The organism is Microbacterium oxydans (assembly GCF_900095745.1).
GTDB classification, from domain to species: domain Bacteria; phylum Actinomycetota; class Actinomycetes; order Actinomycetales; family Microbacteriaceae; genus Microbacterium; species Microbacterium oxydans_B.
Map to the genome: position 1 here is coordinate 109,403 of NZ_FMIR01000010.1, position 16,530 is coordinate 125,932.

The 16,530-nt window shown below is 69.4% G+C and carries 22 protein-coding genes and 1 tRNA gene; 8 read left to right on the forward strand and 15 right to left on the reverse strand.

Annotated elements, in window-relative coordinates:
* The first annotated feature begins 173 nt into the window (after nucleotides 1–173).
* Nucleotides 174–1,271, forward strand: a complete 1,098-nt coding sequence (locus BQ2383_RS04305) for an ABC transporter substrate-binding protein (protein ID WP_091030074.1) — start codon at nucleotides 174–176, stop codon at nucleotides 1,269–1,271.
* Nucleotides 1,272–1,457: 186 nt separating this feature from the next.
* Here the strand turns inward: BQ2383_RS04305 and BQ2383_RS04310 are convergent, their stop codons facing one another.
* The 7 genes from BQ2383_RS04310 to BQ2383_RS04335 form a co-directional block, all read right to left on the reverse strand.
* Nucleotides 1,458–1,796 (reverse strand): rhodanese-like domain-containing protein, encoded by a 339-nt coding sequence (locus BQ2383_RS04310; RefSeq protein ID WP_091030078.1) that lies wholly within the window; start codon nucleotides 1,794–1,796, stop codon nucleotides 1,458–1,460.
* A complete protein-coding gene (locus tag BQ2383_RS04315; protein ID WP_091030081.1) occupies nucleotides 1,793–2,056 on the reverse strand; it encodes a hypothetical protein in 264 nt (87 codons plus the stop codon). Before BQ2383_RS04315 ends, BQ2383_RS04310 begins: the two co-directional genes overlap by 4 nt.
* Nucleotides 2,053–2,493, reverse strand: coding sequence for a hypothetical protein (locus BQ2383_RS04320; protein WP_091030084.1), 441 nt, complete (start codon nucleotides 2,491–2,493; stop codon nucleotides 2,053–2,055). Before BQ2383_RS04320 ends, BQ2383_RS04315 begins: the two co-directional genes overlap by 4 nt.
* Nucleotides 2,494–2,506: 13 nt before the next feature.
* Nucleotides 2,507–2,932 (reverse strand): MarR family winged helix-turn-helix transcriptional regulator, encoded by a 426-nt coding sequence (locus BQ2383_RS04325; RefSeq protein WP_091030087.1) that lies wholly within the window; start codon nucleotides 2,930–2,932, stop codon nucleotides 2,507–2,509.
* A 547-nt stretch (nucleotides 2,933–3,479) separates the two neighbouring features.
* On the reverse strand, nucleotides 3,480–3,725 hold the full coding sequence (locus BQ2383_RS19650) for an FCD domain-containing protein (protein ID WP_167381536.1): 246 nt from the start codon (nucleotides 3,723–3,725) through the stop codon (nucleotides 3,480–3,482).
* Between the two features lie 466 nt (nucleotides 3,726–4,191).
* Nucleotides 4,192–4,282 (reverse strand) — tRNA-Ser (locus BQ2383_RS04330).
* A 51-nt stretch (nucleotides 4,283–4,333) separates the two neighbouring features.
* A complete protein-coding gene (locus tag BQ2383_RS04335; RefSeq protein WP_091030090.1) occupies nucleotides 4,334–5,380 on the reverse strand; it encodes a hypothetical protein in 1,047 nt (348 codons plus the stop codon).
* 143 nt (nucleotides 5,381–5,523) lie between these two features.
* Between BQ2383_RS04335 and BQ2383_RS04340 the strand changes: the two genes are divergently transcribed.
* The 3 genes from BQ2383_RS04340 to BQ2383_RS04350 are packed head-to-tail and all read left to right on the forward strand — an operon-like array spanning nucleotide 5,524 to nucleotide 7,246.
* On the forward strand, nucleotides 5,524–6,300 hold the full coding sequence (locus BQ2383_RS04340; protein ID WP_091030092.1) for a hypothetical protein: 777 nt from the start codon (nucleotides 5,524–5,526) through the stop codon (nucleotides 6,298–6,300).
* Nucleotides 6,301–6,338: 38 nt separating this feature from the next.
* Nucleotides 6,339–6,815 carry a MogA/MoaB family molybdenum cofactor biosynthesis protein gene (locus BQ2383_RS04345; protein ID WP_091030095.1) on the forward strand — a complete coding sequence of 159 codons (477 nt, stop codon included), beginning with the start codon at nucleotides 6,339–6,341 and terminating at the stop codon, nucleotides 6,813–6,815.
* On the forward strand, nucleotides 6,812–7,246 hold the full coding sequence (locus BQ2383_RS04350) for a molybdenum cofactor biosynthesis protein MoaE (RefSeq protein WP_091030097.1): 435 nt from the start codon (nucleotides 6,812–6,814) through the stop codon (nucleotides 7,244–7,246). Before BQ2383_RS04345 ends, BQ2383_RS04350 begins: the two co-directional genes overlap by 4 nt.
* A gap of 3 nt (nucleotides 7,247–7,249) precedes the next feature.
* On the opposite strand, the gene BQ2383_RS04355 is transcribed toward BQ2383_RS04350, so the two are convergent.
* The 6 genes from BQ2383_RS04355 to BQ2383_RS04380 are packed head-to-tail and all read right to left on the reverse strand — an operon-like array spanning nucleotide 7,250 to nucleotide 11,153.
* Nucleotides 7,250–7,483, reverse strand: a complete 234-nt coding sequence (locus BQ2383_RS04355) for a MoaD/ThiS family protein (RefSeq protein ID WP_091030099.1) — start codon at nucleotides 7,481–7,483, stop codon at nucleotides 7,250–7,252.
* A complete protein-coding gene (locus tag BQ2383_RS04360; RefSeq protein ID WP_091030102.1) occupies nucleotides 7,483–7,764 on the reverse strand; it encodes a DUF6457 domain-containing protein in 282 nt (93 codons plus the stop codon). The genes BQ2383_RS04355 and BQ2383_RS04360 overlap by 1 nt, the downstream gene beginning before the upstream one ends.
* Nucleotides 7,761–8,369 carry a molybdenum cofactor guanylyltransferase gene (gene mobA / locus BQ2383_RS04365; protein WP_091030104.1) on the reverse strand — a complete coding sequence of 203 codons (609 nt, stop codon included), beginning with the start codon at nucleotides 8,367–8,369 and terminating at the stop codon, nucleotides 7,761–7,763. Before mobA ends, BQ2383_RS04360 begins: the two co-directional genes overlap by 4 nt.
* Nucleotides 8,366–8,839, reverse strand: coding sequence for a cyclic pyranopterin monophosphate synthase MoaC (moaC, locus tag BQ2383_RS04370; protein ID WP_091030108.1), 474 nt, complete (start codon nucleotides 8,837–8,839; stop codon nucleotides 8,366–8,368). Before moaC ends, mobA begins: the two co-directional genes overlap by 4 nt.
* Nucleotides 8,836–10,062 carry a molybdopterin molybdotransferase MoeA gene (locus tag BQ2383_RS04375; RefSeq protein WP_091030111.1) on the reverse strand — a complete coding sequence of 409 codons (1,227 nt, stop codon included), beginning with the start codon at nucleotides 10,060–10,062 and terminating at the stop codon, nucleotides 8,836–8,838. The genes moaC and BQ2383_RS04375 overlap by 4 nt, the downstream gene beginning before the upstream one ends.
* Complete coding sequence (locus tag BQ2383_RS04380) at nucleotides 10,059–11,153, reverse strand: HesA/MoeB/ThiF family protein (RefSeq protein WP_091030115.1); 1,095 nt, start codon at nucleotides 11,151–11,153, stop codon at nucleotides 10,059–10,061. Before BQ2383_RS04380 ends, BQ2383_RS04375 begins: the two co-directional genes overlap by 4 nt.
* 155 nt (nucleotides 11,154–11,308) lie before the next feature.
* Between BQ2383_RS04380 and BQ2383_RS04385 the strand changes: the two genes are divergently transcribed.
* Genes BQ2383_RS04385 through BQ2383_RS04400 form a run of 4 tightly spaced genes read left to right on the forward strand, consistent with a single transcriptional unit; the run spans nucleotide 11,309 to nucleotide 14,053 of the window.
* A complete protein-coding gene (locus tag BQ2383_RS04385) occupies nucleotides 11,309–11,698 on the forward strand; it encodes a TOBE domain-containing protein (protein ID WP_029262425.1) in 390 nt (129 codons plus the stop codon).
* Nucleotides 11,695–12,465, forward strand: a complete 771-nt coding sequence (gene modA / locus BQ2383_RS04390; RefSeq protein ID WP_091030117.1) for a molybdate ABC transporter substrate-binding protein — start codon at nucleotides 11,695–11,697, stop codon at nucleotides 12,463–12,465. The genes BQ2383_RS04385 and modA overlap by 4 nt, the downstream gene beginning before the upstream one ends.
* Before the next feature lie 26 nt (nucleotides 12,466–12,491).
* Nucleotides 12,492–13,325, forward strand: a complete 834-nt coding sequence (locus BQ2383_RS04395; protein WP_432206333.1) for an ABC transporter permease — start codon at nucleotides 12,492–12,494, stop codon at nucleotides 13,323–13,325.
* Complete coding sequence (locus BQ2383_RS04400; RefSeq protein ID WP_140403300.1) at nucleotides 13,322–14,053, forward strand: sulfate/molybdate ABC transporter ATP-binding protein; 732 nt, start codon at nucleotides 13,322–13,324, stop codon at nucleotides 14,051–14,053. Before BQ2383_RS04395 ends, BQ2383_RS04400 begins: the two co-directional genes overlap by 4 nt.
* Before the next feature lie 33 nt (nucleotides 14,054–14,086).
* On the opposite strand, the gene moaA is transcribed toward BQ2383_RS04400, so the two are convergent.
* Together moaA and BQ2383_RS04410 are read right to left on the reverse strand one after the other, a co-directional pair.
* Nucleotides 14,087–15,154: a GTP 3',8-cyclase MoaA gene (gene moaA / locus BQ2383_RS04405; RefSeq protein ID WP_091030131.1), complete on the reverse strand. Its 1,068-nt coding sequence runs from the start codon at nucleotides 15,152–15,154 to the stop codon at nucleotides 14,087–14,089.
* 49 nt (nucleotides 15,155–15,203) lie between these two features.
* Nucleotides 15,204–16,511, reverse strand: a complete 1,308-nt coding sequence (locus tag BQ2383_RS04410; RefSeq protein WP_244175889.1) for an MFS transporter — start codon at nucleotides 16,509–16,511, stop codon at nucleotides 15,204–15,206.
* Nucleotides 16,512–16,530: the final 19 nt, after the last annotated feature.

Sequence of the window (16,530 nt, forward strand, 5' to 3'; positions counted from 1 at the left end):
CAGGGCAAGTATGAGCGGCTCACGCTTGCCGACCGGAGGACGGGATCGGGATGCACGGCTCGGTCTTATTCTACGGTACGTAGAGTTAACAGGGCCATTCGAGCCTGCCGGGCGGATCCTTAACACTACCTATTGTAGAGTTAAGCCACTTGACACCCAGGAAGGTTCGTCCGATGCACATCACGAAATCCCGAGCTGCGACCGCGCTCACTTCACTCGTCGTTCTCAGCGTCCTGGCCGGATGCGCCGCCAGCCCGTCCGATGCGACCAAGACCGAATCGCCGACCGTCGATGGAACCGCCCTGATGGGCGGGAGCACCGAATACCCCCTCACGATCGACAACTGCGGCTTCGAGCAGACCTTCACGGAAAAGCCCGAGCGCGTAGTGCTCATGAATGGCGCGTCCGTCGCCGAGGTCGAGTCCCTTCTACTGCTCGGACTCGACGACACCATCCTCGCGAACATGCAGAACTACGGCATGTCCGATCAGCCAGAGCTGGTCGCGCAGATCGACGCGCTGCCCACAGGCGATCTGGACATGGCCGGGAGCTTCGAGATCCCCGCCGAGCAGTTGCTCGCCCTCAAGCCCGACCTGGTGATCGCGACGACGTCGGGCGGTTTCGACTCGGCCAACGGCCAAGCATCACGCGACGAACTCGCCGCCGAGGGCATCAACACGATCGTCAATCCGGCGAACTGCGCCATGGGCAAGGAAGACGCCACGGAAGAAGAGCTCTCCGCCTTCGACAACGCCACGGTCGAGTCGTCGTTCGGGTTCCTCAATCTCGTCGGCAACGTCTTCGATCGCCAGGACGAAGCTGAAGCGCTCGTCAACGACCTCCGCTCTCAGATCGACGCCGTATCGTCTGCGGTGGAGGGCCAGGAGACGCCGACCGGTCTCATCGTCTTCCCCAGCATGTCCATGATGACGACCAACGGCATGCCTGCGGTCTTCCTCGGCGGCATCTTCGATGATGTTCTGAACCGGGCCGGAGTCGTCGGGTCGTTCCAGGACAGCGACCTGACATTCACGTCAACCATTGACGCTGAGCACCTGGCCACGGCAGATGTCGACGTTCTTGTCGTCGGTGGGTTCATGCCGGGTGAGGATCTCGACGCCGAAGCCGCCGCGCTCTTCGCTGAGTACCCGCAGTGGGATGCCGCGAAGAACAACAACTACGTCACCGTCTCCGACGGCGTGTACGTCGGCCCGACGAATGCCGCCGCGATCGAGAAGATCGCGCGCGCAGCGCACCCCGACGCGTTCTGAACATACCTCGAAGGGTCCGGCGATCACACGATCGCCGGACCCTTCGGCACTCCGCGATCAGCGCTCCGGCCAGATCGGAAGCGCTCGACCCACGACGACCTTGTCGAGGGCGACGGCGCGCGTGCCAGCGCGTCGTGAGGAAGGGTTCCATCTCGCGCCAGCGGAGCAGCGACCCATCGTGCAGGCTTACTCCCCAGCGATGAGTTCGCCTCCGGCTGCACGCCAGTCGATGAGGCCCCGGCTCATGTTGACCGCGTCGTAGCCGAGCTCCACGAGCATGTTCGCCGCACCGCTCGACAACATGCCGCCCGTGCAGAACGTGATGAGCAGCCGGTCCTCGGGCAGTTCATCGGCACGTTCCTCGAGTTGCACCAACGGGATCAGCACCGACCTCGGGATGTGATGCCGCCGCCACTCCTGCGCACGCCGCACGTCGACGATGAGGGCACCGTTCTCCACGAGCGCCCGCGCCTCCAAAGCGCTGACCGCGCGTGGTCGGCGGAAGAAGTGCCGGGCAGGCGTCACCGCCGATTCTCCGTGCGCACGTTGATGAGCGTGAGGATGCCGCCGAGAACAGGGATCAGCGCCATCAGACGAGTCCGCAGCAGAAGATCGCGCCCGAACAGTGCCGTCACCCCGACTGCGAGGTAAAGCGCACCGTGAATCGGACCGATCGCCGGGGCCACCCCGTCGGCATGCACGAGGAACAGGTTGACAAGCAGAACGGCGATGCTCAGAAGCTCGAGCACGGAGAGCACGTCGAGGGCGCGCAGCAGGGGTCTCATTCTGCACCCGGCCGAACGATCATGAGCACGACGACAATGACCCACAGCAGGTTGAAGCCCCCCGCCATCACACGCAGATTCGTGAGTGCACGGCGATCGAGCGCGGAGCCGAGGGCATCACGCTGCGCGGGTACGATCCTCAGCACGAGCAGGGCGCCCGCGACGGCGGTGAGCACCATCGCGGCGGTGATCCATATCTCGCCGAGCCTTCCCTGCACGGCGGCAAGAGCCAGGCCGACCAGAGGAACGCTCAGCGCCAGAATGCCGTAGGTGCGCGTGACCCGATGTAGCAGCTTCGCCGCATCGAGCCCGCCTGCTGCACCATCCGCGGTCGATGCCGAGAGGGCGAACCGCGGAAAAAGACTCGTGGTGACGGCGACGGGACCGATGAAGAGGATACCCGCGACAACGTGCACGGACAGTAGGACATTTTCCACTCCTTTAGTTTACCTAAAGGTTGTCCGTTCCCGCAAACGTCGCGATCATGTGGGCGCGGAGAGCGTCGGTGAGTTGCGGATGCCTTGCAGCGAATATCTCGTCGAGCACGGCGATCCTCGCCGCGGCATCCTCCAGGAGCTGCCTACCCTGATCCGTGACCTCCAGATGCGAGGCAGCGCCGGCGCGGGCCGTGGCATCGTCGACCAATCCGGCATCCTTCAACGCGGCGACCGCGATGTGGGCGCTCGGCGCCGTGATGCGGGACCGACGTGCCAGCTCGCTGAAGGAGATGCCCGGAGTGACGCGGATGTGTCCGAGCAGCGCGTATTTTCGCGACGTCAGACCCAGCGGCTTCAACGCGTCAGCAAATGACTCCTGCCAACCCGCAGCGACGGCGAGCAACGCGATCGTGGGGCTGAAAGGCGGTATCTCGGGCATCCGCTCAGGCTACCCGCCCTCCCAGCCCCGATCACAGGCGTCAGAGCTGATCCGACGAGGTTTACCCACAGCAACGGATCCGACCATCGCCCCGAAACGTGGGAGCGGTGGCTGTCGCCACGAAGTACATGAACGCGACCGTGTGCAGCGACTTCCACACGACGAAATCGACGATGAAGGGCGTCGGGTCGGTGACAAACTCCGAGCATGAACTTGATCACGCTTTCCTAGGGATAGCAGAGCGAAAAACGGAACCGTGTGCCTGAGATATGCCCCCCCAAAGAAAAAAATCAAGAACAAGAGAGGGCCCCTGAGACTCCCTGCCACGGGAGCTTAGAGCGCGGTACCCAGGCCTTCCGGAGTCAAAACGGCTTGCGCCGAGCCCATCGACGACGCCGACATCATCCTCGACGATCGTCTCGTCACGGAGAGCGCCTCGTGTCGGTGCACGTATAGGTACAGCCACTGTCGAACAACTGCGTCGGCGCTCGAGGAACGAAGGCCGTGACAGTGCCTGGCGCCCACGCGCTATCGCGACGACGAGTCGCTACGGCTTGCGCTCAGTCGAGGGTCGGCGACGCTCCCACCCTTCGAGGATGTGATAGTGCCTCGCCGCCTCGGCACGCTCCCTGTCGCCGTCCCAGATAGCATCGAGCGCCCGCGCATGCTCTTCTAGCGCCGTGCGTTGTTCACTGGGTCGGCAGGAGGGCCAAGAAGCTCGACGAACAACGACTCGTGTCTCGAGAACTCGTTGGATTCCGGAGAGTACTCGCTGACGGGCCTTGCCCGCCACGCCTACTTCAGCAACCGCGCTAGTTGGAGCCTCTAAGTCCCAGGAGACGAACAACTCGACTAGCGGCTCCCGCTAGCGCGGCTCGAACCTCAGCCGGTAGCCACTCTGCGGAAATCGGAAAACTCCATGCCAGTGCGAGCCACAGCTCTTCGCGAGGCAGCTCTGGACAAGCAGCGACTGCCCCAGACTCCGCGAATATTCCGCAGATTCTCCGACAGCGCGTAGGGACTCTCGACAGACAAAAGAAGATCTGACCAGGAGAAGAGGCACGGCCAGGCATCCCGCAACAACCCCTGATAGCCCTCCACCGAAAATCGTGAGGTCCCAGTCTTGATCGATCACTGAGCCGGCACCCCACTACAACCACGATGCAACTCCCGTTACCGCTGCGTTACCGCAGCCAGAACTCCACGCATGACGAAGGCCCCGCATCCCAGTCTTTCGACGGGAGTCGGGGCCTTCGTGGTGGCGGTGACGGTGGGATTTGAACCCACGGTAGGGGGTTACCCTACACAACTTTTCGAGAGTTGCACCTTCGGCCGCTCGGACACGTCACCGCGGAATAGCTTACGCGACGCGGGGCGAGCGCGCGAATCGAGCGATGCGGGTCACCAGACGGCGGCGACCTCGGCGTGGGTGCGCAGGATGCCCTCGGTCGAGCCGGCGGGTGCGCGACCGATGCCGCACTCGGTCGCGACGCCGAACTCGCCCGCGTACGGGGTGGCTGCGGCGATGCGGCGCGCGGCCCCTTCCGCGCCGTCCTCGCGGTGCACGAGCCCGAGATACAGCTCGTTCACGGGGGCGAGGCCGGCGAGCGGTGCGAAGTACGCCGCATCGTCGTGAGCGATCGGCACGGGCAGGTGCAGCCAGGTCAGCGAGCGAGCGGATGCCGCAGCCACGGCGTTCGCGTAGCGCACCAGGTTCGCAGCATCCGTCGGCTCGAAGAAGTGCTTCTCCCCCGCGTCGCCGTAGCAGAGGTGCACGCCCACCTCGACGTCGGCGGGCACGGCGTCGACCAGCGCGGCAAGGCGCGAGACGAGACCGTCGAACGGGTCGCCGGGCCACCACGCCTCCATGACCGCGCCGTAACCTGCCGCGCGCTCGATGATGCCCATCTCAGTCGCGACGTCCCACTGCACGGCGAGGTCTTCGTGCGGGATCGCGGCGAGGATCTCGTCGAGCTCGCGGAGGATGGCCGCCGTGTACACGGGCTCGATCGCGGCCCGGTCGTCGCCGTGGAAGAACGAGGAGATCACGGCCAGCGGCGTCGGCAGCGACACCTGGAATCGGATGCCGGCGGGCACAGCCCCCTCGGCGCGGAGGCGCGTGAATACGGCATACGACTCGATCGCCGCGGCAGCGTAGCCGAGCGGCGGCAGCACGATGCTCGCCGCATCCACTCCCTCGCCGATGCGCAGGCCACGCGCGTCGATACCGGCCGGGAACGGGATGGGCTCGTCGCCGATGCGCTCGATGCCGTCGGCCCGGCCGATCACGTCGGGCTGGAACATGATCCAGTGGAACCGCTTGCCGACCTCGCCGTCCGGGATGCGGCGGAGCCGATCGCCGAGCAGTTCCGCCGCGGTGCGCATCGTGGTCTCGGCGTCGTCGAAGTTCACACTGCCCACGAGGAGGGCGCCCTGCGGCTGAGTCATGCCCTCAGAATATCGGCGCGCAGGACCGGCGCCCTCGCGCTTTTGCACGGCAGCATCCCTCCACGAGAGCGGCCGAACCGGGTTAGGATTGCCTAAGAACCCGCCGCCTGTGGGGGCAGCGATGACGGGAAGGGTTACTCATCATGGGCTTCATCACGTCCGAGGCACTGGCCGAGACGGGCTACGTCGTCCTCGACGACCACACGTCGCCCGCCGATCCGGCCGAATGGCTCGATCTGGAGTACGTCGGTTGGCGCTCCTCGGGCATCACGCGCTTCGCCCCGCTCACCAGCTACGCGGGCGACGTCGACTGCAACGGCTTCTGGAACCACACCCCGCCGCGGGCCGACAAAGACGGCGTCTGGGTCGAGTCGCAGATCGCGATCGCCCCCACGCTCCAGCGCCGGGCACAGGAGCCGGGCTCCGGCATCGGCCGCTGCCGCGTGATCGAGCTGCAGCCCAACGAGTACGCCGACGCGATCTACAACCTGCATCAAGACGACAACAACCGCCTCAACGAAGAGGGCACCGGCTGGGTGGTCCGCGGATTCTTCAACCTCTCCGACGACACCGAGTCGATGCTGATCCTGCGCTCAGACCGCTTCGACCCGGCCACCGAGATTCGCCTGCCGCTGCGCGCGGGCTCGCGCATCATCGTCGACACCCAGCGCTTCTGGCACGCGGTCTGGCACCGCGGCACCGCACCTCGCTACGCCCTCATCACGTCGTGGACGAGCGGACCCGAGCTCGACGCGTACATCGCCGCGAACCACGGCGACCCGCATCCGCCGACCGTCGATCTCGACCCGCAGTTCGTCGACGACGCGCAGGTCGAGCTGCACCGCCGCATCGAGGAGCGCCGCCGTGCCTTCGAGGCGCAGGGCATCGTGATGGAACCGCCCGTCGACATGAGCGTCTGACCGCTCGTGTCCGGAACGCCCGACGCTACCCTCGGCCTATGACCTCCGCCGCCGTGCTCACCGTGTCCGACCGCGGAGCAGCAGGCACCCGCCCCGACACGGCCGGGCCCCTCGCCGTCACCGCACTTCGCGACGCGGGGTTCGACTGCGCCGATCCTGTGATCATCCCCGACGGAGCGGATGCCGTCGAGCAGGCGCTGCGCGGACTCCTCGCCCGCGGCGTGCGGCTCATCGTCACCACCGGCGGCACCGGCATCTCCCCGCGCGACGAGACCCCCGAGGGCACCGCGCGCGTGCTCGATCGACAGCTCCCGGGAATCTCGGAGGAGCTGCGGCGGCAGGGGGCCGCGAAGTTCCCCGCCGCGCTGCTCAGCCGCGGCCTCGCCGGCACCGCGCAGGGCGCGCTGATCGTGAACCTCCCCGGTTCGCCCGGCGGTGTCGCCGACGGCATGCCGGTCATCCTGTCGGTCACCCCGCATGTGATCGCCCAGCTCGACGGAGAGGACCACCGATGACCGTCACCCTGGCCGCGATCAGCGACACCGAACTGTCTCTCGACGCGCACCTCGCCGCTGTCGACGACGACCGCGCGGGCGCGGTCACGACATTCCTCGGACGCGTCCGCGACCACGACCCGGATGCCGCCGGAGAGGTCGTCGCCCTCGAGTACTCCTCGCACCCGGATGCCGAGCGGATCCTCCGCGACCTCGCGGAGAAGGCCGTCGCCACGGGCGTGAGCCGAGAGGCGATCATCGCCGTGAGCCACCGCATCGGTCGACTTCCGGTCGGCTCGGCCGCTGTCGTCGTCGCGGTCGCCGCCGCGCATCGCGACGAGGCCTTCGTGGTGTGCCGCGAGATGATCGAGGCCATCAAGCGCGAGCTCCCGGTCTGGAAGCGTCAGGTCGAGGCCGACGGCACCACGGCGTGGAAGGGCATCGGCGGCTGAACCTCAGCCTCCGGCGAACGGAGGCAGCACGTCGACGGTCCCCACCCCCGCCAGCGCGAAGTCGTCGTCCACCCTGGCGCCGTCGACGAGCAGCGCACAGCGGTCGAGGATCGCTCCGAGCGCCGGATGGGTCTCCACGAGCTCGGCCCGCAGCGCGCCGAGAGTCACGGCATCCGAGGGCTCCGTCGCCCGGCCCGCCGCATCCTCCGCGGCCGCGAAGTAACGCACCGTGGCCATCAGCTCGGCTCCTGAGCCGCATGCGCGTTCGCGAGCTCGACGATCGCGGCCACCGCCGCACGCACGTCGTCGGGCGAGCCACCCGCGCGACCGGCGACCAGACCGGCCACGAAGGCGCTGAACGGCGCCGCCGGGCGCGCGACCCCGTTCGCGACGTCTCGGGCGAGGTCGAGGATCAGCCCGACCGGCGCATCCTCCTCGCCCAGGTCGAATCTTTCACGCAGCTCGGCCGCCCAGGCGTCGAGCGCCTCCGGAGGAAGGGTGCGACTGTTCTCGGTCATGGCGTCTCCTCGAGTTCCTGTCGTGCGCGAGCCAGGTCGGCGGGCGAGTCGATGTCGGCGGTAATCCCCTCCTGGTCGACGACCCACTCGATGGCGAGGCCACCGAGGAGTGCGCGGACGGAGGCATTCCGGTCGGTCTCGATCCCGTCGAGCGCGCGGCGGACCGATTCCGTGCGGTAGAGGCCGGCCAGCCACTGCGGCTGCCCGTCTGCAGAGAACACGACTCCCTCGACGGATGCCGGGGCCGCGGCATCGTCGGAGCGGTGGGCGAGTAATCCCTGCACGACGGCGTCCGGTCGCGCGAGATCACCGGCGAGGATCAGCACCCCGTCGGCCGCGATCTGCGCGAGTCCGGCCGCGATCCCCGCGACCGGGCCACCCAGCGGCGGCTCCTCCCACGTCCAAACCACGTCGCCCGACTCCTCGAGCACCGGACCGACCGCCACGATCGGGCCCACACCCGCATCGACCACCGCATCCACGGTGCGCGCCAGCAGCGATCGCCCCTCCAGCACGAGAAGAGGCTTCGCGATGCCGCCCATCCGATGCCCCTCGCCGCCCACGAGCAGCACGGCGCCGACCTCGGCGTGCGACGACGTGGTCACTCCCCCGGCCTCCGCCAGGAACCGCTGCGCCCACCCTCCTTGGCGACGATGCGCACGTTCTCGATCGTCACCGCGCGGTCCACACCCTTGATCATGTCGACCACGGCGAGCGCGGCGACCGAGACGGCGGTGAGCGCCTCCATCTCGACCCCGGTGCGGTCGGCCGTGCGCACGGTCGCGCTGATCCGGATCCCGGTGTCTTCGATGTCGAGGTAGACGACCGCGCCGTGCACGCCGATGACGTGCGCGAGTGGCAGCAGCTCCGGCGTGCGCTTCGCCGCCTGGATGCCGGCGATGCGGGCCACTGCGAGCACATCACCCTTGGGCACCGTGCCGTCGCGGAGCAGGGCGACCGTTTCCGGCGCGCAGCGCACGAAGCCCGCGGCGGTCGCGGCCCGCACGGTCGGTTGCTTCTCGGTCACATCGACCATGCGCGCGTGGCCGGCCGAATCCAGGTGAGTGAAGGTCATGACAGCTCCAGCACGTCGATGAGGTCGCCGGCCTCGACCTGGTCGGTCTCGGCGGCGACGATGGCATAGGCGGTGGCGACCCCGAGGCCGACCGCGAGGTGCGAACCGGATCCCCCGCGGGTCGCCGGGTGCACGCGACCGTCCGCGTCGATCACGGCGGGCAGATACTGACGACGACCGGGAGGGGTGCGCCACCCGGTGCCCGCGGCGAGACGCCGGAGCGGGCGATGGATCTCCCGACGGCCCTGCAGACGCAGCAGCGCGGGACGCACCAGCACCTCGAAAGAGACGGCCACGCTCACCGGATTGCCGGGCAGCCCGAACAGCAGCATGCCCGCGTCCGTCGCTCCGAACCCCTGGGGCTTGCCCGGCTGCATCGCGACCTTCACGAACTCCATCGCGTCGCTCAGACCCTGCCGCACCGGCTCGTATGCGCCGGCGCTCACACCCCCGGAGAAGATCACGGCATCGAGCCCGAGTGCGCTCGCACGCGCCACAGCGTCGGCCGGGCCGGCACCATCGTCGCCGACGACCTCGCGGAACACGACCTCGGCGCCAGCCTCGACCACGAGCCCGGCGAGCAGAAGGCCGTTCGACTCGGGAATCTGCCCTCGGGCCAGAGGCTCCCCCGGAGGCACGAGTTCGGCGCCGGTCGAGACGATCGCCACTCGCGGCCGCGGGGCGACGGCGACCCGCGCGATGCCGACGGATGCCAGTGCGGCCAGCTGCCGGGCGCCGAGCAGCGCGCCCTGGTCGAGCACGACGGCGCCGACCGCGGCATCCGCCCCCGCCCGACGCACATGCGCGCCCTCCGCCGCCGGCGCGCGAACGATCCGGATCTCGCCCAGGGAATCGGCGAGGCCACCGGCGGTGTCTTCGAAAGGCACGATCGTGTCGGCCGCAGCCGGCACCGGGGCGCCGGTCATGATGCGGGCGGCCGTGCCCCGAGCGAGTGGTGGATCCTCCGCGCTGCCCGCCGGGACGTCCGCCACGACGCGCAGCACCGCCGGATGCGCGTCGGATGCCGTGGCGACGTCGGCGAAACGCACCGCGAAGCCGTCCATCGCAGAGTTGTCGAAAACGGGGACGGGGTTCTGCGCGCGAGCAGGGTCCGTCAGCGTGAAGCCGATCGCCTCGCCCAGAGCCCGGGTGACCGCCGGACGGGTCCGTACGGCGGCGAGCACCACGGCGAGCTGCTCTTCGACCGTGCGCATGCCGCTCATCGCGCGCTCCAGGCGTCCATGCCGCCGGTCAGCACCACGGCATCGGCCCCGGCGCTCCGCAGCGCGGCCGCCGCGCGCACCGCCCGCACCCCGCGTCGGCACACCACCACGACCCGGCCCTCTGCGGCGAATACCTCGGGACGACCGAGCACTTCCGCCAGCGGAGCGTGCCGGGATCCGGGGATCGCCCCGAAGGCGATCTCATCCGCCTCGCGCACATCGAGCACGAACGCTCCGGCGGCGATCTCGTCGTCGAGTGCACCCGCGGCGATGTGAGGCACGGCGGCGCGAGCCGGAACCGAGGTTGCCGCGCTGGTCGCCTCCGCGCGCCCCCGCAGCGGAACCTCGCTCATCCGGCCCCGCAACGCGTCGATCAGCAGCACCCGACCGAACAGCGGCTCGCCGATGCCGGCGATGAGTTTGATGGCCTCCATCGCGAGCACCGATCCGACCTGCAGGCAGAGCGCCCCGAGCACTCCCACCGCCGCGCAGCTCGGCAGCTCGCCGACCCCCTCGGGCGGGTACAGGTCGCTCAGTACGACGGGCGGCACTCCGGCGGGTGGTGCCGACCAGAACACCGTCACCTGTGCGGCGAACTCCTGCACGACACCCCACACCAGCGGTACCCCGAGCCGCTCGCACGCGGCAGCCACCAGCGTGCGGGTCTCGAACGTGTCGGAGCCGTCGATCACGAGGTCGGCACCGGCCAGCAGCACCTCGGCGTTCGTCGCGGTCAGTCGTTCGCGCACGGGAAGCACGGTCGTCTCGGGTGCGAGATCCGCCGCGACGCGCACCGCGCTGTCGACCTTAGGCGCATCGACGTCGGCGAGCCGGTGCAGCACCTGCCGCTGCAGGTTCGAGAGCTCGACGACGTCATCATCGATGACCGTGAGAGTGCCGACGCCGGCTGCGGCGAGCGCGAGCACGACAGGGGATCCGAGCCCGCCCGCGCCGACGACGGCGACGTGAGCTGCGCGCAACCGTCGCTGGCCGAGTTCCCCCAGGTCGGCGAGGACGAGGTGCCGCGCGGTCCGCTGGGCTTCGGCGGCGCTGAGTGCTGCGACGGGCTCGACGAGCGGAGGCAGCGGCATGCGCTCAGGCTACCCCGGGACGCGTGGCGGCGGCCCCTTCGAGCGCCGGAGAAATCCCCCGCCGAGGGACCGATGATGCGACAGATCTCCGCGGATGCGGAATATGCACGGCAGAGGGCCTGGATCTGCGGAATCCGCCGCTCTAGGCTCGGGCTGTGACCACCTATCGCATCGCCGAAGCCGCACGGTTGCTCGGCGTGAGCGACGACACCGTCCGGCGGTGGATCGACCAGGACGCATTGCCGGTCACCGCCGACAGTCCCGCCCGCATCCCCGGCGAGGCTCTCGCCCAGCACGCGGTCGCCCTCGCCGCCGCGCCACCCACTCCGGGCGATGTGCTCTCCAGCGCGCGCAACCGCTTCACGGGACTCGTCACCCGCGTGCAGATCGACGGCGTCATGGCGCAGGTCGACATCCAGGCGGGTCCGCATCGATTCGTATCGCTGCTCTCGGCCGAGGCCGTTCGCGAGCTCGATCTGCAGCCGGGGTCTCTCGCCGTCGCGGTGATCAAGGCGACCACCGTGATCGTGGAGACGCCGCGGTGAACCACCGGCTCCTCACTGGGTCGGCAGCGCTGGTCCTCGCCCTGCTGCTGGGCGGATGCTCTGCAGCCCCCTCCGCAGACCCGTCACCCTCTGCCGCCGATGGCGAGCTCACCGGCGAGGTGACCGTCTTCGCCGCGGCTTCCTTGAGCCCGGTCTTCGACGAGATCGCGGCGGCGTTCACCGCGGAACATCCGGCGGTCGAGGTCGCCCCGATCGTCTACGACGGGTCGAGCGTGCTCGTGACGCAGCTCACCGAGGGCGCACAGGCCGACGTGCTCGCCACGGCCGACGAGCGCACGATGCAGACGCTCGTCGACACCGGACTCGCCGAAGACCCGGAGTCGTTCGCGACGAACACCCTCGTGGTCGCGGTGCCCGCAGGAAACCCCGCCGGCATCACCTCACTCGCCGACCTCGCGGAAGCGACCACCGTGCTGTGCGCGCCCGAGGTGCCCTGCGGAGCGGCGTCGCAGACGCTCCTCCGCACCGCCGGCGTCTCGGTCACGGCGGCGAGCCTTGAGCAGAACGTCTCCGCGGTCCTGCAGAAGATCGTCGCCGGCGAAGCGGACGCCGGTCTGGTCTACGCGACCGACGTGGTGGGCGAAGACGTCGAGAGCTTCGCGCCGGAGGGCAGCGACGAGGTCGTGAACCGCTACCCGATCGTCGCACTCGACGGCGCCACGGAAGCCGGAAGAGCATTCACTGAGTTCGTGCGGGGTCCGGTCGGCCGCCAGATCCTCGCCGACCACGGCTTCGGTACGCCGTGATCGGGGATCGGCCCGCGAGGCGGAGCATGACGAGGACGAGCACGACGAGGATGCGACGGGTCGACACGGGAGCGGCACCCCCCTTCCTCCTCGTCGCGCCCGCCGTGCTCGGCATCCTCCTGCTCGCGCTGCCGCTGGTCGCCCTGCTCACGCGCGCATCCTGGTCGACCTTCTGGACCGACATCACCTCGACGGTGGCACTGGATGCCCTCCGCCTCTCACTCACCACCGGACTCGCCGCCACCGCGCTGTGCATCGTGCTCGGCCTGCCGCTCGCCCTTCTCATCGCCCGCTCGGGGCCGCGCACCTCCGCCCTGCTGCGGGCTCTCGTCGCGGTGCCGCTCGTGCTCCCGCCGATGGTGGGCGGGGTGGCTCTGCTGTTCCTCCTCGGCCGCTCCAGTCCGCTCGGGGGCCTCATCGCCGCGTGGTTCGGCACCGGCATCCCGTTCACGCCGGCGGCCGTGGTGCTCGCGCAGGCGTTCGTGGCGCTGCCGTTCCTGGTGCTCGCGGTCGAGGGGACGATCCGCAGCACGGGAAGCCGATACGAGCGCACGGCTGCCACGCTCGGGGCCTCGCCGAGCACGGTGCTGTGGCGGGTGACGCTGCCCCTCGCCGCGCCCGGCATCGTGGTCGGGGTGATCCTCTGCTTCGCCCGCGCCATCGGCGAGTTCGGGGCCACGGCCCTGTTCGCCGGCAACGCCCCCGGAGTGACGCAGACGATGCCGCTCGCGATCTATACCGCCTTCAACGGCGCCGGTGCGGGCCGCGAGACGGCGGTGGCCCTGTCGATCCTGCTGCTGGGGACTGCCGTCGCCGTGCTGCTGCTCGTGCGGGCGTGGCGGCCGGGGGCCCTCCGATGACCGGCGACGTCGGCTCCGAGGCCGCATCCCTCGACGCTCACGTCGTCGTGCGACATGCGGGGCTCGATGCCGCACTCCGCGTCGCCGCGGGCGAGTTCGTCGCGATCATGGGCCCGAGCGGTGCCGGCAAGACCTCTCTCCTCGAGGCGATCGCGGGACTCGTGCGGCTCGACGCGGGGCACGTCGACCTCGACGGGCTCCGCCTCTCCGGGCCGCGGCAGCACACGCCGCCGTCGCGCCGCGCGATCGGCCTGCTCGGGCAGGACGCCCTGCTGTTTCCGCACATGACCGCTGCGCAGAACATCGCCTTCGCCGCCCGGGCCGCCGGACGCACCCGAGAGGAGTCCACCCGGCGCGCCACCGAGTGGCTGGGCCGCATCGGCCTCGCCGGGTATGGCGATCGGCGGCCCGATGAGCTCTCCGGCGGGCAGCGCCAGCGCATCGCCCTCGCGCGAGCCCTCGCCGCCTCGCCGCGACTGCTGCTGCTCGATGAGCCGTTCACCTCGCTCGACGTCGAGGCCGCGGCCCAGCTGCGCGAGGTCGTGCGCGAACAGCGCGGAGCCACCACGACGATCCTCGTCTCGCACGGCATCCTCGACGCCCAGGCTCTCGCGGAGCGGCTGGTGATCGTGCAGGCCGGGCGCATCGTTCAGGATGCCGCCGTCGCTGAAGTGCTCACCTCCCCGGCGACCCCTTTCGCCGCGGCCGTCGCCGATTCGGCACGCTGAGCGTCCGGCCGATCCGGGCTCCCCCTCAGGCGATCAGCCGCCGATCGCGTTCATCCCGCGTGCGGGCTGCAGGAATGAGGGGTCGTTGATGGCGTGACCGGGCAGCTTCGCCCACACGCATCCGCGGAGCACGGCATCGATCGCCGCATCGGAGTCGCCGTCCGAGAGTCGATCCCCACGCAGCACCGGGAGGAGGTCGAACTCATCGGCGGAGAACAGGCAGTTGCGCAACTGTCCGTCGGCCGTGAGCCGCAGGCGGTCGCAGTCTCCGCAGAACGGAGCGGTGACCGACGCGATCACGCCGACCGTGTGCTCGCCGTCCAGCAGCCACCGCTCGGCCGGCGCACCCCCTCGGCCCGGCATCTCGGACAGCTGCCACCGCTGCGCGAGCGCGGCGAGGATCTCGTCTCGCGTCACCATCGTGCCGCGATCCCACTCATGCCCCGCGTCGAGTGGCATCTGCTCGATGAAGCGCATCTCGGCACCGTGCGCGATCGCGAAGTCGACCAGGTCGCAGAGCTCGTCGTCGTTCACACCGCGCATGGCGACCGCGTTCAACTTGAGAGGGCGCAGGTCCGATGCGGCGGCCGCTTCGATGCCGCGGCGCACATCCTCGAATCGATCTCGTCGGGTCAGTGCGGCGAACCGCTCCGGCCGCACGGTGTCGATCGAGATGTTGAGGCGGTGCAGCCCCGCCGCGATCAGGTCGTCCAGCGCGTCGTCGAGACGGATGCCGTTCGTCGTCATCGCCACCTGCACCGGCCCGTCGATCGACTCGATCGCGCTGAGGCGTCGCACGACCTCGACGATGTCGCGTCGAAGCAACGGCTCCCCACCCGTGAGGCGGAACGTGGTGATACCGGCAGCGGCGGCGACGCGGGCGACCTGCACGATCTCGTCGACCGAGAGGATCGACTCCCGTGCGAGCCATTCGTTCCCCTGCTCGGGCATGCAGTAGGTGCAGCGCAACGAACAGCGATCGGTGAGCGAGATCCGGAGGTCGCGGTGGACGCGGCCATGCGTGTCGACCAGGGGGCCATCGGCGCGCATCTCGGGCGCGACGGGAACGCGACGGCCGATCTGCACCGGGATCGCGCTCATGCCCGCTCCTTTCCTGGATGGACTGATCGTGTTCCGAGAGTACGCCGACTCATCCGGCGAGTTCCCCGGACTCGAGTCGGCCCGCGAGCTGCGGGGCATGAGTGTGCAGCATCCGCCACACCGTCAGGTGCATCCACACCGCGCATGCCGCGGTCAAGACGAAGAGGATGGCGAAGGTGCTGGTCGGAAGCCCCGTCAGGGCCAGCGTGTAGGCGAAGACCGGCGGAAGGACGAACCCGCCGAGCCCACCGAGCATGCCCACGAGCCCGCCGACGGAGCCGACATCGGCGGGGAAGTAGTCGGGAATGTGCTTGTACACGGCGGCCTTGCCCACCCCCATCGCGCATCCGAGCACGAAGACCAACGACGCGAAGGCCGCAAGCGGCATCGTGAACGGCAGCGCCGTCGCCGACCCGTCGACGGTCTGCACGACCAGGTGCCCCGAGGGCAGCGACAGAAAGAAGAGCACCGCCAGCATCACGGTGAAGGTCGCGTACATGACCCGCCGCGCCCCGAAGCGATCGGAGAACCAGCCGCCCAGCGGACGAAGCAAGGATGCCGGGAAGATGAAGCTCGCCGTCAGGAGTGCCGCCACCGCCAGATCCAGCCCGTAGTTGTCGACGTAGTACAGCGGAAGCCAGGCCGAGAGGGCGACGTACGCGCCGAAGACGACCACGTAGTAGAGGCTGAAGCGCCAGACGCGCAGATGCTTCAGCGGTCGCAGTTGCGAGCGCAGCGACCGCCCTTGCCCTGGGAGCAGATCGGGACGGGGCGCGAGGAACCACACCAGCACCGCCATGATCACCAGGAGCGCGGCGTACAGCACGGGCACGAGACGCCATCCGCCGACGATCCAGCCGAGGTAGGTGGAGCCGGCCGTCGCCGCGATGAGCCCCGGGCCGATGAGCTTCGTCGCCGACGCCCCGACGTTGCCGGCACCGAACACGCCGAGGGCGAAGCCCTTTCGCGCATCGGGCCACCAGGCGTTGTTCCACGAGACGCCGGCACTGAACGAATTCCCCGCGATGCCGACGAAGAACGCGAGCACGAGGAGCACCCCGTAGTCGTGTGCGAATGAGACGAGGAACGTCGGCACCGCGGCCATCAGCAGCATGACGGCGAAGACACGACGCCCACCGAACCGGTCGGTGATGATGCCCGCGGGCAGCCGCCAGATCGACCCGTTGAGCACCGCGACCGCGGTGAGCCACGAGAGCTGCACATCGGACAGCCCGAACTCGTCTCGGATCGGGATGCCGAGGATGCCGAACATCAGCCAGACGGCGAACATCAGCGTGAACGCGATGGTGGAGAGCGTCAGGACGCTCCCAGCACCCGGACGCGGGGCAACAGACACAGCGGTGATCCCTTCCGAG

Bases quoted from the DNA above. Each gene is read 5' to 3' on its own strand.
- BQ2383_RS04305 (WP_091030074.1), top strand. From the start codon at position 174: ATGCACATCACGAAATCCCGAGCTGCGACCGCGCTCACTTCACTCGTC.
- BQ2383_RS04315 (WP_091030081.1), bottom strand. From the start codon at position 2,056: ATGAGACCCCTGCTGCGCGCCCTCGACGTGCTCTCCGTGCTCGAGCTT.
- BQ2383_RS04325 (WP_091030087.1), bottom strand. From the start codon at position 2,932: ATGCCCGAGATACCGCCTTTCAGCCCCACGATCGCGTTGCTCGCCGTC.
- BQ2383_RS04335 (WP_091030090.1), bottom strand. From the start codon at position 5,380: ATGACTCAGCCGCAGGGCGCCCTCCTCGTGGGCAGTGTGAACTTCGAC.
- BQ2383_RS04340 (WP_091030092.1), top strand. From the start codon at position 5,524: ATGGGCTTCATCACGTCCGAGGCACTGGCCGAGACGGGCTACGTCGTC.
- BQ2383_RS04345 (WP_091030095.1), top strand. From the start codon at position 6,339: ATGACCTCCGCCGCCGTGCTCACCGTGTCCGACCGCGGAGCAGCAGGC.
- BQ2383_RS04350 (WP_091030097.1), top strand. From the start codon at position 6,812: ATGACCGTCACCCTGGCCGCGATCAGCGACACCGAACTGTCTCTCGAC.
- BQ2383_RS04355 (WP_091030099.1), bottom strand. From the start codon at position 7,483: ATGGCCACGGTGCGTTACTTCGCGGCCGCGGAGGATGCGGCGGGCCGG.
- BQ2383_RS04360 (WP_091030102.1), bottom strand. From the start codon at position 7,764: ATGACCGAGAACAGTCGCACCCTTCCTCCGGAGGCGCTCGACGCCTGG.
- moaC (WP_091030108.1), bottom strand. From the start codon at position 8,839: ATGACCTTCACTCACCTGGATTCGGCCGGCCACGCGCGCATGGTCGAT.
- BQ2383_RS04375 (WP_091030111.1), bottom strand. From the start codon at position 10,062: ATGAGCGGCATGCGCACGGTCGAAGAGCAGCTCGCCGTGGTGCTCGCC.
- BQ2383_RS04380 (WP_091030115.1), bottom strand. From the start codon at position 11,153: ATGCCGCTGCCTCCGCTCGTCGAGCCCGTCGCAGCACTCAGCGCCGCC.
- BQ2383_RS04395 (WP_432206333.1), top strand. From the start codon at position 12,492: ATGACGAGGACGAGCACGACGAGGATGCGACGGGTCGACACGGGAGCG.
- BQ2383_RS04400 (WP_140403300.1), top strand. From the start codon at position 13,322: ATGACCGGCGACGTCGGCTCCGAGGCCGCATCCCTCGACGCTCACGTC.
- moaA (WP_091030131.1), bottom strand. From the start codon at position 15,154: ATGAGCGCGATCCCGGTGCAGATCGGCCGTCGCGTTCCCGTCGCGCCC.